Below are 15,524 nucleotides of genomic sequence, written 5' to 3' on the forward strand. Positions count from 1 at the left end.
ACGAGTCGATGCGGCCGGGGCCCGCGCTGCAGGAGTTCGCGCAGTCGCTGATCCGCTCGATCGTCCGCTCGGGGTCGACCGCCGACGCCGACGGCGGCATGAGCTTCGCGATGCCCGACGAGGTCCCCGGCTTCACCACCATCAAGGCCGATGTCATCTGACCGCGGCGAGCGCCGCGACCGGCCGAAGCCGGACGACGCCGACTGGCGCCCGATGATCGCGTGGACGCCCGGCGAGCCCGGCGACCCGTCCGAGACCAGGCCCGAGGGCATCGCGATCGTGCCGGACGAACCCGCGCCGGAACCGCCCGAGCCCGAGTTCCGGTTCGAGCCGTTCGAGGAACCGCCCCGGTACCGTCGCCCGCACCCGAAGGGCGGCGTCCCGCGCGGCCTGCCCGCGGTGGGCGCCGCCGTGCCCGACATGGTGTTCGACGGCGCGGACCTCGACGGGCTGACGGTCCGGGCCGCGTCGCTGCGCGGCGACGACCACCGCTACTACGGCGAGCCGCGGCAGGACTCGGTGGCGCTGTGGACGGTGCCGCTGGCCGGGACGGACGCGCTCGTCGCGTGCGTCGCCGACGGTGTGGGCAGCCAGCCGCGCTCGCACGAGGGGTCGGCGCTCGCCTGCCGGCTGCTGCGCGCGGAGATCGAGCGGGCCGCCGACACGTGGACGTGGGAGCGGGCCGGTGAGCTGACCGCCGGTGCCGTCGTCCGGGTGGCGTCCGCCATGACGGCGCACGCCGCCGAGGCCGGGCTCGACCCGAAGGCGCTGTCGACGACGCTCGCGGCGGCGATCGTCGACGCGGGGCCCGGCGGCGAGCCGCGCCCCGCCGCCGTCCTGAACATCGGGGACGGCGCGGCCTACTGGCTGCGCGGCGGCGCCCTGGAGCCGGTCCGGCCCGCCGCGGCCGACCCGGGCGCGATCGTCGACTCCCGCACCGACGCGCTGCCCGGCAGTCCCGGGACCGTCCGGCCCATGTCCGCGTGGCTGCGGCCGGGGGAAGCGCTCGTGCTGTGCACGGACGGCCTGTCGAACCCCATGCACAGCGCCGACGTGCGGGACCGCCTGGTGGCGTCGTGGTCGGCTCCCGAGCCGCCCGGGATCATCGACTTCGGGTGGCAGCTGGCGTTCCGCGCCAAGTCCTACGGCGACGACCGCTCGGCCGTCTGCATCTGGGGGCGGTAGCGGGATGCGGCCGGACGGCACGGACCTGGAGCTCGGCGACCTGGCCCTCGGCCGGGAACTCGGCGCCGGCGGCCAGGGCAAGGTGCACGCGCTGGACGGACCGCTGAACGGCCACGTCTTCAAGGAATACCTGGTCGGCGGGGTGAACGGCGCCGCGCTGAAGCGGCTGGTCGACCTTCCCGCGCTGCTGACCGGCGCCGACCGCGACGCGCTGCTGCGGCAGGCGGCGTGGCCGCTCGCGCGCGTGCTCGACGGGGGGACCGTCAGGGGATTCGTCATGCGCGTGGTGCCGAGCGGGTTCTGGGGCAACGTCGCCGTCGGTCCGCGGCTGCGGGAGCTGCAGTATCTCCTCTACAAGCCGAAGGCGATGTGGGGAGACATCGCGCCTCCGGGCGCGGACGGCCGGTTGCGCGTCGCCCGCAACACCGTCGGGCTGTTCCGGCTGCTGCACGGTAACGGGCTGGTCGTCGGGGACGTGTCGATGAAGAACCTGCTGTGGTCCCCGGCCGGGGAGGTGTTCCTGCTCGACTGCGACGGCGTCCGCGAACTCGGGCGACGGCCCGTCCTGCCGCAACCGGAGACGCCCGACTGGGGCGACCCGCTGGCGGCGCCGGCCGGCCTGGACCTGGACACCGACCGGTACAAGCTCGCCCTCCTCGTGGCGCGCGTGCTGACCCGCACCTCCGCGCTGCGGCCCGGGGACGAACCGGGGTGGGTCCCCGGTCTCCCGGACCGGGTCGTCGCCGAGGCCGCCGCGCGGTTCGCCGAAGCCGGACGGGCGCGCGGCCTCCGCCCCGACGCCGCGCAGTGGGCGCGCGCGCTGGACGATCGCGGGGTCGTCAAGCTCGCGCCCCTGCCTCCCGTGCGCGCCCCCCGAAGCTCTCCAAGGCCCCCTTGGACGGGGCCGGGGACGGGGGGCGGCCCACGATCAAACTGCGTCCGCCCGAGAACTGAGCCTCACGCGAGGGACGACAGCAGCGGCGGCAGGTCGCCCGCGTGGACGACCGTGAGGCGGCGGGTCGCGCGGGTGAGGGCGACGTACAGGTCCTGGCCGCCCTTCGGGGAGCCGGACACGACGCCCGCCGGGTCGACGAGGATCACCGCGTCGAACTCCAGGCCCTTCGCCTCCTCGGTGGTGAGCACGACGACGGGGGAGTCGAGGGCCTCCGGTGTGGCGCCCGCGGCGGTTCCGGGCAGGACCGACAGCACGGCCAGGACGTCCGCGTGCCGCGCCGCCGAGACGATCACCGCGAGCCGTCCCTCGCCGATGGCGTCCAGCTCGTCCCCGACCAGGCCGGGAAGCTCCGGCAGCGGCAGCTCGACGGCGCGCGGCGGGGCGCCGTCGTCGCGGACGGACTCCGGCGGCGTCTGGCCCGGGTCGACGGCGGCCAGCACCTCCGCCGCGACCCGCATGATCGCCGCCGGGGTCCGGTAGTTGACCATGAGCCGCTGCTCCCGCCACCGGCCGGGGACGTAGGCGTCGAGCATCTGCCCCCACGAGGCGGCCCCGGCCGCGCTGCCCGTCTGCGCGATGTCGCCGACGACGGTGAGCGAACGGGTCGGGACGCGCCGCATGATCGTCCGCCAGGCCATCGCCGACAGCTCCTGCGCCTCGTCCACGATGACGTGCCCGTACGCCCATTCGCGGTCGGCCGTGGCGCGCTGGGCGGTGGTGAGCGACGTGCCGCCGTCGTTGTGCCGTCCGGCGAGGGCGGCGGCGTCGATCACGTCCTCGGCGTTCAGCAGGTTGGAGGCGCCGCTGCTGCTCTCCAGGACCTCCCGGGCGTACCGCTCCTCGTCCGCGCGGGCCGCCTCGGCGGCGCGCGCGCGGGCCCGGTCGGCCGAATCGTCGACGCCGAGCCATTCGGCGGCCTCGTCCAGCAGCGGGACGTCCGAGACCGTCCACTCCGACCCGGCCGGACGTTCCAGCAGCGCGGCCTCGGCCGGCCGCAGACCGGCGCGCGCGCCGAGGCGGGCGAGGGCGGCGGGGTCGGCGAACAGTTCGGACAGCAGCCGGTGCGGCGTCAGCTCCGGCCACAGCGCGTCGAGGGCCGAACGGACGGACCGGTCGAGCCAGAGCGTCTCCTTCGCGAGCCGCAGGTCCGTCTCGTCCAGCAGCGGCTCGTCCTCGGCCTCCTCCATCAGTTCCCGCAGCCACTTCGGGAGCCCGCCCTCGCGGGCCATCTGCTCCAGCGGCTCGTCGACCATCCGGTCGTACTGCTCGGCACGGTTCAGCGCGAGCGCCTCAAGCATGTCGTGCACGAACTGGCGCCGCTGCACGTTGTGGGGCGCCCGCAGTGCGCGCGCACGGTCACGGGCGCGCGCGCACCCCTCCGCGGACACCGTCAGCGTCATCGTGTCGGCCTCGACCTCCAGCCCGCCCTCCGGGGCGCGCTGCCGGTCCCGGACGGACTCCGCCACGAGGTCCGCCATCCGCGGATCGCCCTTCACCACCGCGACGTCCGGCCCGTCGGACGCGGTCGCGCGCGTCCCCGGGTACAGCTCGCCGACCGTGGCGAGCACGACGTCGGTCTCGCCGAGGCCGGGGAGCACCTGCTCGATGTAGCGCAGGAACGTCGCGTTCGGGCCTACCACCAGGACGCCGCGGCGTTCGAGCACGTCGCGGTGCGTGTAGAGCAGGAACGCTGCGCGGTGCAGCGCCGCGACGGTCTTGCCGGTGCCCGGACCGCCCTGCACCACCAGCACGCCCTGCAGGCCCGCCCGGATGACCTCGTCCTGCTCCTGCTGGATGGTGGCGACGACGTCGCTCATCCGGCCCGTCCGGCCCCGGCGCAGCGTCGCCAGCAGCGCGGCCTCGCCGACGAGCGTCCGCCGCTCCGGCTCCGCCAGCCCGTCCAGGTCGAACACCTCGTCGTCCAGCCCGACGACCTCGCGGTGCCGCAGGTGCAGATGGCGGCGGCGCGCGAGGGTGCCCGGCATACCGGGCGTCGCGGTGTAGAACGGACGCGCCGCGGGGGCGCGCCAGTCGATCAGCAGCGGCTCGTGGTCCTCGTCGCGCAGCCCGATCCGGCCGACGTAGAACGTGTCGCCCGGCCCGTCGCCGTCGGACCGGTGGTCGATCCGGCCGAAGCACAGTCCGTCCTCGACGCCGCCGAGGCGCGCCAGCCTGCGGGCGGCCTCATCGGTGGCGACGGCGCTCTCCACCCGGGCCTGGAACGCGCTCCCGCCCCCGGCTCCGGGCCCCGTGCGCAGCGCGGACTCGGCCGCGGCCCGCTCCGCGTCGAGCCGTTCATACAGGTAGGAGACGTGTTCCTGTTCCACGCGGACGGCCTCGTGCCGCGCGGCGTCCGCCGCGTTTCCGCCGGCGGTACCGGCGGATTTGACAACGCTGGATTGACGGGTCTCCATGTGTTAGGTACACTCCTAAGAGTAGAAATGGGTTCTCTATATCGTCGTGTAACCCAGTACTCTAACATGCCCGCGCGCCCGATGCGGATGATCGTTCCAAAAGATCACTCCTGTTGCGCGGTACGTCACCTTCGCGGTGCTTCACGGCCACCGACCTTCGCGAGGCTGACCGGCGATCGATGCCGGATCCCTCCGAAAGGTCGCTCCCCATGGCCGACGCCCCCCAGCTCGACCGGCGCTCCTTCCTCGTCACCACCGGACTCGCGGTCGGCACCGCCGCCGCCGTCTCGGCCGTCCCGGGCACCGCCCACGCCGCGCCCCGCGCCCGGCGCCTGTCCGGCGACCCGTTCACGCTCGGCGTCGCGTCCGGCGATCCCGAGCCCGACGGGTTCGTCCTGTGGACCCGCCTCGCCCTCGACCCGCTCGCCGAGGACGGCCGCGGCGCATGCCGGACCGGAACGTCGACGTCCACTGGGAGGTCGCGCGGGACGAGCGGTTCCGCAAGGTCGAGCGGCGCGGCAAGGCCGTCGCGCAGCCCGCGGACGCCCACTCCGTCCACATCGAGCTGAACGGCCTGCGCCACGGCCGCGACTACTGGTACCGGTTCCGCGCCGGGAACCACTTCTCCCCGGTCGGACGGACGGTCACCGCGCCCCGCCTCGACTCGTTCGGCCCCGCGCTCGCCATGGCGATCGTCAGTTGCAGCCAGTACGAGCACGGCTACTTCACCGCGTACCGGCGGCTCGCCGAGGAGCACCCGGACCTGATCCTGCACCTCGGCGACTACCAGTACGAATACAAGCCGGACGACTATACGATCCCGGCCGGGAACGTCCGCGACCACCGCGGGCCCGAGACCGTCACCCTCGCGAACTACCGGCAGCGGCACGCCCAGTACAAGTCCGACCCCGACCTCCAGGCCGCGCACGCCGCCGCCCCCTGGCTGGTCGTGTTCGACGACCACGAGGTCGAGAACAACTGGGCCGACGACGTCCCCGAGGCGGGCTCCGACACGCCCGACCCGGCCGACTTCCGCCGCCGCCGCATCGCCGCGTTCAAGGCGTACTACGAGAACATGCCGCTGCGCCGCCGGTCGATTCCGAACGGCCCCGACATCCAGATCTACCGGCGCGTCCGCTGGGGCAAGCTCGCCAACTTCCACATGCTCGACACCCGCCAGTTCCGCGACGACCAGGGCTGCGGCGACGGCTACAAGGACTGCCCCGAGGCCGTCGACCCCAAGCGCTCCATCACCGGCGACGAGCAGGAGAAGTGGCTGCTCGACGGCTTCGCGGACTCGCGCGCCCGCTGGGACGTCCTCGGCCAGCAGGTCTTCTTCGCCCAGCGCGACAACAACGCCGGCCCCGCGAAGATCACCTCGATGGACGGCTGGGACGGCTACGTCGCGTCCCGCAAGCGCATCACCGAGGGCTGGCTGGACCGGAAGGTCCGCAACCCCGTCGTCCTCACCGGCGACGTCCACGCCCACTGGGCGAGCGACCTCAAGCTCGACTACGACGACCCGGACTCGCCGACCGTCGGCTCCGAGCTCGTCGCCACGTCCATCACCAGCGGCGGCGACGGCCGCGACTCCGACCCCGCCGACCACCCGTTCCTGCAGATCAACCCGCACCTGCGCTTCTACAACAACCAGCGCGGCTACGTGCTCACCAAGATCGACAAGCACGAGATGAAGGCCGACTTCAAGACCCTGCCGACCGTCCGCGACCACGACGCCGAGGCGACGACCAAGGCCACGTTCGTCATCGAGGACGAGGTCCCGGGCGTCCGGCAGACCTACCTGCGTCCCTTCAACGCGCCCAAGATGTCGGTCAAGTCCGACCGCGACCTGATCGAGGAGACCGTCCGGAACGAGACCGTGCGCTGACGCGCGGTCTCCCGCCGGACCCCCGGGCGCCGCGCACCGCGCCCGGGGGTCCCGCCGGGGTCAGCGGTCGGCGCGGGGGCTGGTGGCCGCGCCGCGGAAGATGTCGTCGAGGTCGTAGGCCACCGGCACCTCCAGCTGCTCGTACGTGCACGACTCGGGCGTCCGGTCGGGGCGCCAGTTGCGGAAGCGCGCGGTGTGGCGGAACCGGTCGCCCTCCATCGCCTCGTAGGCCACCTCGACGACCAGCTCGGGGCGCAGCGCGACCCACGAGAGGTCCTTCTTGCCGGTCCAGCGGGAGATCGCGCCGGGCATGCGGTCGACCGTCGCCTCGGTCTGCCGCGCCCACTCGGCCCACGGATGCCCCTCGTAGCTCTCCATCCGGTACGGCTGCAGCTCCTCGACGAGCTCCGCGCGGCGCTTCATCGTGAAGGACGCGGCCACCCCCACGTGCTGCAGATGGCCCTCGTCGTTGTAGAGGCCGAGCAGCAGCGACCCGACGATCGGCCCGGACTTGTGCCAGCGGAAGCCCGCGACGACGCAGTCGCACGTCCGCTCGTGCTTGACCTTGAACTGGACGCGCTTGTCGGGCTCGTACGGCAGGTCGCGCGGCTTGGCGATGACGCCGTCGAGGCCCGCGCCCTCGAACTCGTCGAACCAGCGCAGCGCCAGCTCGTAGGAGTCGGACGCGGGCGTCACGTGGATCGGCGCGCCCGCCCCGGCGAGCGTCTCGACGAGCCTGCGCCGCCGCTCGCCCAGCGGCTCGTCCAGGAACGACTCGTCGCCGAGGGCGAGCAGGTCGAACGCCACGAAGGACGCCGGGGTCTGCTCCGACAGCAGCTTGATCCGCGACGCGGCCGGGTGGATGCGCTGCTGCAGCGTGTCGAAGTCGAGCCGGGTGCCCTGCGGCAGGACGATCTCGCCGTCGACCACGCACCGCTCCGGCAGCTCCCGTTTCACCGCCTCCACCAGCTCGGGAAAGTAGCGGGTGAGCGGCTTCTCGCCGCGGCTCGACAGCTCGACCTCGTCGCCGTCGCGGAAGACGATGCAGCGGAAACCGTCCCACTTCGGCTCGTACAGCAGGTCGCCCTGGGGCATGGTCTTGACCGCCTTGGCCAGCATCGGCGACAGCGGCGGACTGATCGGCAGGTCCATCCCCCCATCTTGCGCCCGGCCACCGACAATATGCCGCCCCGGGGTCGGATAACGTGCGGCTCATGCGCCGCCTGCTGCCCGAACCCGCGATGGACGGCGCCGACCCGTACGCCGAGTACGGCGACGCGCCCGGCCTGCGGATCGGCATGGTGATGAGCGCGGACGGCTCGGTCACCGACGCCGACGGCTGGACGGACGGGCTCGGCGGGGCCGCCGACTTCCGCGTGTTCCGCACCCTGCGGGCCCTCGCGGACGCGATCGTCGTCAGGCGCCGGGACCGTCCGGACCGGACGGCTCGGCCCCGCGAAGCTCCGCGCCGACCTGCGCGCGCGCCGGGGCGGCCCGCCCGCGCCCATCGTCGTCGTGAGCCGTTCGCTCGATTTCGACTGGACGCTCCCGCTCTTCACCGAGGCCGAGACCCCGACCGTGGTCGTCACCACCGAGCGTGCGCGCGCGCACGTCCCGTCCGGGATCCGGGCGGTGGTCGCAGGGGAAGCGGACATCGACCTCCCGGAGGCGGTCCGGCTGCTGCACGGGGAACTGGGGCCGCGCCTGCTGTGCGAGGGCGGCCCCGGCCTGGCCACCGCGCTGCTCCGCGCGTCCCTGGTCGACGAGCTGTGCCTCAACATCGCGCCCGCCCTGCACGGCCCGCGCACGCCGCTGCTCACCGGCCTGCCCGCCGAGATTCCGGTGGATCCGGCGGCCGTCTACCTGGACGAGGGCGTGCTGTTCGTCCGCTACCGGGTGGCGCGCGTGTAGCGGAGGAAGAGGAAGTCGTCGTCGGTGAGGGCGTGCGCGAGCGTCGGCGCCGGGTCGGGCACGGTCGGGCCGTCGAGGATCCGCAGCGCGTCGCCGCCGAGCAGCATCGGGCTGAGCGTCAGGCACAGCTCGTCGAGCAGGCCCGCGGCGGCGATCTGCCCGAGGACGGCCGGGCCGCCCTCGCACAGCAGTCGCCGGTGGCCCAGCGCGGCGAGCGCCCGGAACGCGACCCCGAAGTCGAGGGCGCGCTCCCCGGCGACGATCACCTCGGCGCGGGCACGCGCCTCGCGAAGCCGCTCGGGATCGGCGTCCGCGCAGGTCAGCACGATCGTCGGTACCTGCGCCTCGGTGAACGCCGGCCCGTCGAAGTCCAGCCCGAGCGAGCGGGACACGATCACCAGCGGCGGCACCGGCGGCCGCCCGTCGCGCACCGCGCCCCACTCCGGGACGGGACGGACCGGCCCGTAGCCCTCGGCGCGGACCGTGCCGGCACCGACGATCACGGCGTCGGCCAGGCCGCGCAGCAGCAGGAACAGCCGCTTGTCGGACTCGTTGCCGAGCCCGCCGCTGCGCTCGTCGCGCTGGGCGGCGCCGTCCAGTCCGGCGACCATGTTGGCGCGCAGCCACGGCCCGTCGGGCGGATACGCGTACTGCTCGGCGAGATCGACATGGTGGGGCGAAGACGTCAGTGGCCGCATAGATCCTTCACGGTAGTGCACGGCCGCGGGACGGCCGGAGGCGGCAATCTGCGCGAATTTCCGCATTCTCGCGTCATGGGGCGACGACACTGCCGTCGGGGGACTTGAGAATCTCAGAAGGGAGCAGGGGGTGGAGTTCGTTGCGCTCGCAGCATGGGTCCTCGCCGCACTCGCCGGCGGGTACCTGCTGATCACCTGGATCGTGCACGGGGGGCTGGCGACCAAGGTGACGCGCTTTCCGAAACTGGTCGTCGTGGGGCACCCGCTCGCCGCCGTCGGCGGGCTGGCGCTCTGGATCGGCCACCTGGTCACCGCCGACCCGGCCTACGCCTGGTGGGCGTTCGCCGCGCTCATCGTCGTCGTCCTGCAAGGGTTCCTGCTGTTCACCCGCTGGCTCGTGGGCCGCGGCGGGCGGCACGCGCGCGGCGCCGAGCAGGCGTTCCCGGCGGCGGCCGTGGCGGTGCACGGCGTCGTGGCCGCCGCGACGGTCGTCCTGGTGTTCCTGACGGCGATGGAGGTGAGCCCGATCTGACCCGTCACACGCGGCGCAGCACCGACAGGGAACGGTCGGCGATCTTCAGCGTCGCGCGGGCCCCGGCGCGGGGACGCTCGCCGACCCCGCGGGGCTCGGCGGTGTCCAGCGTGTGCGCCCAGCGCTCGCCGTACTCGGCCCCCGGGATCGTGAACTCCTGGGGGTCGGGCCCGGCGTTGATCAGCAGCAGGAACGAGTCGTCCCGGACCCGGCGGCCGCGCCGGTCGGGTTCGGTGATGGCGTCGCCGTTGAGGAACACGCCGAGGCTCTTGGCGAAGCCGACGTTCCAGTCCTGGTCGGTCATGATCTCGCCCGCCGGGGTGAGCCAGGCGATGTCGGCGGCGGCGCCCGTCCCGGTGCCGGTGAAGAACCGGCGGCGCCGGAACACCGGGTGGTCGCGGCGCAGCCGCGACAGGGACCGGACGAACTCGACCTCCTCGGCGTCGTCCCAGTGCACCCACGCGATCTCGTTGTCCTGGCAGTAGGCGTTGTTGTTGCCCTGCTGCGTGCGGCCCAGCTCGTCGCCGTGCGACAGCATCGGCACGCCCTGCGACAGGAACAGCGTCGCGAGGAAGTTGCGCTTCTGCCGGGCCCGCAGCCCGCGGACGGACGGGTCGCGCGCCGGTCCCTCGTGCCCGCAGTTCCACGAGCGGTTGTCGTCCGTCCCGTCCCGGTTCCCCTCGCCGTTCGCCTCGTTGTGCTTGTGGTCGTACGACACGAGGTCGTGCAGGGTGAACCCGTCGTGGCAGGTCACGAAGTTGATGGACGCGAACGGGCGCCGCGCGCTGTGCTCGTACAGGTCGGACGAGCCGGTCAGCCGGGACGCGAACTCCGGCATCGTCGCGTACGAGCCGCGCCAGAAGTCGCGGACGGTGTCGCGGTACTTGCCGTTCCACTCGGTCCACAGCGGCGGGAAGTTGCCGACCTGGTAGCCGCCCTCGCCGACGTCCCACGGTTCGGCGATCAGCTTCACCTGCGAGACGACCGGGTCCTGCTGGACGAGGTCGAAGAACGCGGCGAGCCGGTCGACGTCGTGCAGTTCGCGGGCCAGCGCGGACGCGAGGTCGAAGCGGAAGCGTCCACGTGCATGTCCAGGATCCAGTACCGCAGCGAGTCCATGATCAGCTGCAGGGCGTGCGGGCTGCGCACGTTCAGCGAGTTGCCGCAGCCGGTGTAGTCGAGGTGGTAGCGCTTGTCGTCGTCGCGCAGCCGGTAGTAGGACGCGTTGTCGATGCCCCGGAACGACAGCGTCGGCCCGAGGTGGTCCCCTTCGGCGGTGTGGTTGTAGACGACGTCCAGGATGACCTCGATGCCCGCTTCGTGCAGGGCCCGGACCATCGCCTTGAACTCCAGCACCTGCTCCCCGCGCCCCCCGGACGAGCTGTAGGAGTTGTGCGGCGCGAGGAACCCGATCGTGTTGTAGCCCCAGTAGTTGTCGAGCCCGCGCGCGACGAGCGCGTGCTCGGGCACCGACTGGTGCACCGGCATCAGCTCGACGGCCGTCACGCCGAGGTCGAGGAGATGGTCGATGAGCACCGGGTGCGCCAGCCCCGCGTACGTCCCGCGCTGCTCCTCCGGGATGCCCGGGTGCAGCCGCGTCAGGCCCTTGACGTGCGCCTCGTAGATGACGCTCTCGTGGTACGGGACGCGCGGCGGCCGGTCGTCGCCCCAGTCGAAGAACGGGTTCACCACCACGTTCTTCGGCATGTAGGGGGCGCTGTCGTCCTCGTTGAGGACGTCGGGGTCGGTGAACCGGTACGAGAACAGCGACTCGTGCCACCGGACGTTGCCCTCGACGGCCTTGCCGTACGGGTCCAGCAGCAGCTTCGCCGGGTTGCAGCGGTGCCCGGCGCGCGGGTCGAACGGCCCGTGCACCCGGTACCCGTAGCGCCGTCCGGGCCCGACGCCGGGCAGGTAGCCGTGCCGGACGAACCCGTCCACCTCGGGCAGTTCGTACCGCGTCTCGCGGCCGCGCTCGTCGAACAGGCAGAGCTCGACCCGCCGGGCCACCTCGGAGAACAGCGCGAAGTTGGTGCCCGTGCCGTCCCAGGTGGCGCCCAGCGGGTACGGATCCCCGGGCCAGACCTCCAGCATGCTCTCCCACTCCCGCCGTCTCGTCCCGCCGGCTCGTCCACCGCCGTCCGCGCGCCGCCGCGCAGCCGATTGTGACCTACCCGCCTCCTCCGTACCCGCCACCGCCGGATATCAGAGTGTCATCCCGGTGTGTCCGTCGCGGGGTCGTCCGGGGCGGGGAGCCGCCAGACGGTCTCGTCGTCGGCGGTCTCGGCGGTGCGGCGCAGCCCGAGCTTCGCGGCGACGGCGGCGGACGGCCGGTTCCGCGGGTGGATCAGCGCGACGATCTCGTGGACGCCGCGGTCGTGCAGCCAGCCGAGCAGGGCGCGGGCGGCCTCGGTCGCGAACCCGAACCCCTGGTACGGCATGCCGATCACCCAGGCGACCGACGCGACCGTGGCGGGCGCCTCGCGCGTGACCGTCGACCCGGCGGCCGGGGGCGCCACGGCGTAGCGGCCGGGCGCGGGCCGCACCGTCGCCTGGACGTAGCCGACCGCCCGGCCGTCGCGGGCCCGGCGGACGATCCAGTACAGCCAGTACTCCTGGTGGAACGGGGACGGCCCGGCGGCGAGCCGCGCGTAACGGTCGCGCAGCTCGGCGGGGGTGAGGGGGTCGCCGCCGATGTGCCGGTGCAGCCGCCGGTCGTTCAGGACGGCCGCCATCTCGTCGGCGTCGTGGGGCGCGGGCGGCTCCAGGACGAGCCGCTGCGTCCGGATGGTCTCGGCGATCGGCCCGTACACCCGGCGATCTTACGTCACGGCCCGGCCCGCAGGCGGCGCGTCCACGCGCCGGGGGAGTGCTGGCCGGGGGACAGCCACAGCCACGGCTGCGAACGCCGGAACGGCAGGTCGGTGCCGGGCTGCCAGGGGAACAGGCCGTCGGCGTTCGGCCACAGGACCTGCAGGAACGGCGGCGGCGTCCGCCGGTAGTACGCGACGGCGCCGCGCAGCAGCGCGTCGTACCAGCGGCGGTCGACGGCGCGGAACCCGGCGGGCCCGCCCCGGACGACGCCCTCGCGGCGCTCGCCCTCGGCGGGCGGGCGCCCCTCGGCGGACTGCCGGCCGAGGAGGTCCAGCGACTCCTCCATCTCGTAGACGTCGCCGCCGAACATGGCGAGCTCGGGGACCCGGTGGCTGTGCCACAGCCCGATCGTGTACGCCCAGCCGGGCCCGACGTCGTCCGGATGGTTCAGCACGACGCTCCAGCCGTACTGGCTGACGTGGACCATCGTGCGGAGCAGGAAGTTGTCCAGCCGGTCGCGGTCGCCGTAGTCACGGCAGAGCACACACGCGCATGGGGGCGGACCGTCCGGCATACCGCAAGCTTACGGCGCGCCGGAAGCGCCGCGCCGCGCGGCCGTTTGAACCGGGCGCACGGAGGAAGAGCACTGCTGATGATCTTGCGTGGAGAGGGGGACGGCCATGCCCGCACGCCGCTGAACCGCGACGCACGGCCGTCCGGTCGGGCGGCGAGTCCCGGGCCGCGCGGACCGCGGCTCGCCGAAACGTGGGAGAACACTGTGACTTCGACCGTTATGCCCGAACCTCGTGCCGCCGATCCGACGGCCGCGCTCGACACCGTCGTCGACGACGTGATCGACCCCGGCCGCCGCCGGGGTGGACGAGACCGGGACCTTCCCCCGCGCGGGCGTCGCGGCCCTCGCCGACGCGGGCGCCTCGGCCTGCTCGGCGCCCCGGACGCGCGCGGGCTCGCGGACGCCGCCCGGGTCGTCGAACGGCTCGCCGGGGCCTGCGGCTCCACGGCGATGGTCGTCCTCATGCACTACGCCGCCGCGGCCGTGCTCGAAGCGCACGGACCGGACGACGTCCGCCGCGCGATCGCCGCCGGCGAGCACCTCGTCACCCTCGCCTTCTCCGAGTCCGGGTCGCGCAGCCACTTCTGGGCGCCCGTCGGCACCGCGACGGCCGACGGTTCCGCCGTCCGCCTCGACGCCCGCAAGAGCTTCGTCACCTCCGCCGGGGAAGCCGACGGCCTCGTCTGGTCGAGCCGCCCGCTGGCCGCGCCCGGCCCGATGACGCTCTGGTACGTGCCGTCCGGCGCCTCCGGCCTGACCGTCGACGGCCCCTTCGACGGGCTCGGCCTGCGCGGCAACGCGTCGAGCCCGGTCACCGCGGACGGCGTCCGGGTGCCGCCCGGCGCGATGCTCGGCGCGGACGGCGCCGGGCTCGACATCGCGCTCGGCACGGCCCTCCCGCCGTTCCTGGTGCTGAGCGCCGCGTTCTCGCTCGGCGTCATGGAATCGCTCATGGACTCCGCCCGCGACCGCATGACCCGCACCCGCTTCGAGCACATCGGGCGGACCCCCGCGGACGACCCGGGGGCCCGCGCCGCCTACGCCCGGCTCCGCATCCGCGTGGACGAGACCCGCGCGTTCCTGGCCGACACCCTCGCCGCCCTCGACACCGGCCGCGCGGACGCGACGCTGCGCGTCCTGCAGGTCAAGGCCGTCGCCGCCGAGGCCGCCGCCGAGGTCGCCGACGGGGAGCTGCGGCTGTGCGGCGGGTCGGCGTTCCGCCGCGGCGGCGGCGTCGAGCGCCGCTTCCGGGACGCGCTCGCCTCCCGCGTCATGGCGCCCACCACCGAGGCGCTGCACGACTTCGTCGCCCGGGCGGGCCTCGGCCTGCCGCTGTTCGGAGAGGAGAACCCATGCTGCTGATGGGCGCGGTCGCCTACGACCCGAAGGTCGTGACGATCTGGACCGGATTCCGCGAATGGCTCGCCGCGCGCGGATTCGCGTTCGACTTCGTCCTGTACTCCAACTACGAGCGGCAGGTCGAAGACCTGACGCTCGGCCGGATCCACGCGGCGTGGAACTCGCCGCTCGCCTGGGTCCGGGCCCGCAGGCTGGCCGAGTCCCGCGGCCGCCGCGTCCGTCCGCTGGTCATGCGCGACACCGACCGCGACCTCACCTCGGTCATCGTCGTGCGCGCGGACTCGCCGTTCACCACCGTCGCGGACCTGAAGGGCGAGACGGTCGCGGCGGGCGCCGTCGACTCCCCGCAGGCCGCGCTGCTTCCGCTGTCGTACCTGCGGACGCACGGCATCGACGTGGACGTCCGCCGCTTCGACGTCGGCGTCGGGCTGCACGGCGACCACGTCGGCGGCGAACGGGATGCGGCGGCGGCGCTGGCGTCCGGCGAGGTGGCCGCCGCCTGCATGGTCGACGCGAACCACCTGCTGTTCGGCACCGAGGGCGTGCTGCCCGCCGACGGCACCCGCATCCTCGCGCAGACCCCGCCCTACGACCACTGCAACCTCACGGTGTCCGACTCGCTTCCGGACGAGGCCGCCGACCGCTTCGCGGCGCTGCTGCTGTCGATGAGCTTCGCCGACCCCGCCGCCCGCCCGCTGCTGGACCTCGAAGGGCTGAAGTCCTGGGAGGACGGCCGCGCCGACGGCTACGCGGCGCTGGAGCGGGCCGTCGACGAGGCCGCCTTCTACGACCGGGACGGCCGGGTGACCGCGCGCGGCTACACCCCTTGAGGCACCTCGACCTCGCGGACCTGGGCTTCGAACACGGCGCCCACATCCTCGTCCGCCGGGCCCTGACCGCCCTGGCGCCCGGGGACGAACTGGCGGTGAGCGGCACCGCCTCGGCGCTCGCGGTGCATCTCGCCGCCTGGTGCCGCGGCGAGGGCCACCGCTTCGTCCGCCCGGACGATCCGGCCGCGTCCCGCGTCCGCGGCCGGATCGTCCCGGCCGCGGACGCGATGGGCCGGACCGGTCTTCGCCGGGCGAGGCGACGATCGGCGGGATGACGTGTACGGCCGGCCGGCCGGCGCGCGGGGCGACATTTCGGGATCCGTCATGCGGGGCCGGGTCGTTCGGGGGCGGGCCGATCTCGACC

The 15,524-nt window shown here is 74.0% G+C and carries 12 protein-coding genes and 2 pseudogenes; 8 read left to right on the top strand and 6 right to left on the bottom strand.

Annotated features, from left to right (window positions below):
* The first annotated feature begins 150 nt into the window (after window positions 1–150).
* Complete coding sequence (locus tag BJF79_RS15630) at window positions 151–1,185, top strand: protein phosphatase 2C domain-containing protein (protein WP_075898229.1); 1,035 nt, start codon at window positions 151–153, stop codon at window positions 1,183–1,185.
* A 957-nt stretch (window positions 1,186–2,142) separates the two neighbouring features.
* Here the strand turns inward: BJF79_RS15630 and BJF79_RS15640 are convergent.
* Window positions 2,143–4,554: an ATP-binding domain-containing protein gene (locus tag BJF79_RS15640; protein ID WP_083733478.1), complete on the bottom strand. Its 2,412-nt coding sequence runs from the start codon at window positions 4,552–4,554 to the stop codon at window positions 2,143–2,145.
* 209 nt (window positions 4,555–4,763) lie between these two features.
* Between BJF79_RS15640 and BJF79_RS60125 the strand changes: the two are divergent.
* Together BJF79_RS60125 and BJF79_RS15645 are read left to right on the top strand one after the other, a co-directional pair.
* Window positions 4,764–4,946: pseudogene (locus BJF79_RS60125) on the top strand (twin-arginine translocation signal domain-containing protein); the annotation flags it as partial.
* Between the two features lie 53 nt (window positions 4,947–4,999).
* On the top strand, window positions 5,000–6,442 hold the full coding sequence (locus BJF79_RS15645) for an alkaline phosphatase D family protein (RefSeq protein ID WP_262402083.1): 1,443 nt from the start codon (window positions 5,000–5,002) through the stop codon (window positions 6,440–6,442).
* Between the two features lie 60 nt (window positions 6,443–6,502).
* Here BJF79_RS15645 and BJF79_RS15650 read toward each other — a convergent pair whose 3' ends face one another.
* On the bottom strand, window positions 6,503–7,594 hold the full coding sequence (locus BJF79_RS15650; protein WP_075898231.1) for an ATP-dependent DNA ligase: 1,092 nt from the start codon (window positions 7,592–7,594) through the stop codon (window positions 6,503–6,505).
* 321 nt (window positions 7,595–7,915) lie between these two features.
* Between BJF79_RS15650 and BJF79_RS60130 the strand changes: the two genes are divergently transcribed.
* Complete coding sequence (locus BJF79_RS60130; RefSeq protein WP_262402087.1) at window positions 7,916–8,353, top strand: dihydrofolate reductase family protein; 438 nt, start codon at window positions 7,916–7,918, stop codon at window positions 8,351–8,353.
* On the opposite strand, the gene BJF79_RS15660 is transcribed toward BJF79_RS60130, so the two are convergent.
* Window positions 8,332–9,051: a pyrimidine reductase family protein gene (locus tag BJF79_RS15660; RefSeq protein ID WP_075898233.1), complete on the bottom strand. Its 720-nt coding sequence runs from the start codon at window positions 9,049–9,051 to the stop codon at window positions 8,332–8,334. The two genes, BJF79_RS60130 and BJF79_RS15660, sit on opposite strands and share 22 nt — an antisense overlap.
* Window positions 9,052–9,181: 130 nt before the next feature.
* On the opposite strand from BJF79_RS15660, the gene BJF79_RS15665 reads away from it, so the two are divergent.
* A complete protein-coding gene (locus BJF79_RS15665) occupies window positions 9,182–9,583 on the top strand; it encodes a hypothetical protein (protein WP_075898235.1) in 402 nt (133 codons plus the stop codon).
* Between the two features lie 4 nt (window positions 9,584–9,587).
* Here BJF79_RS15665 and glgX read toward each other — a convergent pair.
* From glgX to BJF79_RS15680, 3 genes and pseudogenes are all read right to left on the bottom strand, one after another.
* Window positions 9,588–11,677: pseudogene (gene glgX, locus BJF79_RS15670) on the bottom strand (glycogen debranching protein GlgX).
* 119 nt (window positions 11,678–11,796) lie between these two features.
* Window positions 11,797–12,396 (bottom strand): GNAT family N-acetyltransferase, encoded by a 600-nt coding sequence (locus BJF79_RS15675; RefSeq protein WP_075898237.1) that lies wholly within the window; start codon window positions 12,394–12,396, stop codon window positions 11,797–11,799.
* A 14-nt stretch (window positions 12,397–12,410) separates the two neighbouring features.
* Window positions 12,411–12,941, bottom strand: a complete 531-nt coding sequence (locus BJF79_RS15680; protein WP_262402084.1) for a DUF4262 domain-containing protein — start codon at window positions 12,939–12,941, stop codon at window positions 12,411–12,413.
* A gap of 234 nt (window positions 12,942–13,175) precedes the next feature.
* Between BJF79_RS15680 and BJF79_RS15685 the strand changes: the two genes are divergently transcribed.
* From BJF79_RS15685 to BJF79_RS15695, 3 genes are read left to right on the top strand one after another with little or no spacing between them, the layout of a single operon-like run.
* Window positions 13,176–14,333, top strand: a complete 1,158-nt coding sequence (locus BJF79_RS15685) for an acyl-CoA dehydrogenase family protein (RefSeq protein WP_262402085.1) — start codon at window positions 13,176–13,178, stop codon at window positions 14,331–14,333.
* A complete protein-coding gene (locus BJF79_RS15690; RefSeq protein WP_262402086.1) occupies window positions 14,324–15,160 on the top strand; it encodes a phosphate/phosphite/phosphonate ABC transporter substrate-binding protein in 837 nt (278 codons plus the stop codon). The genes BJF79_RS15685 and BJF79_RS15690 overlap by 10 nt, the downstream gene beginning before the upstream one ends.
* On the top strand, window positions 15,157–15,435 hold the full coding sequence (locus tag BJF79_RS15695) for a sulfurtransferase TusA family protein (protein WP_075898241.1): 279 nt from the start codon (window positions 15,157–15,159) through the stop codon (window positions 15,433–15,435). Before BJF79_RS15690 ends, BJF79_RS15695 begins: the two co-directional genes overlap by 4 nt.
* Window positions 15,436–15,524 lie beyond the last annotated feature (89 nt).

This window comes from Actinomadura sp. CNU-125 (assembly GCF_001942465.1).
GTDB lineage: Bacteria > Actinomycetota > Actinomycetes > Streptosporangiales > Streptosporangiaceae > Spirillospora.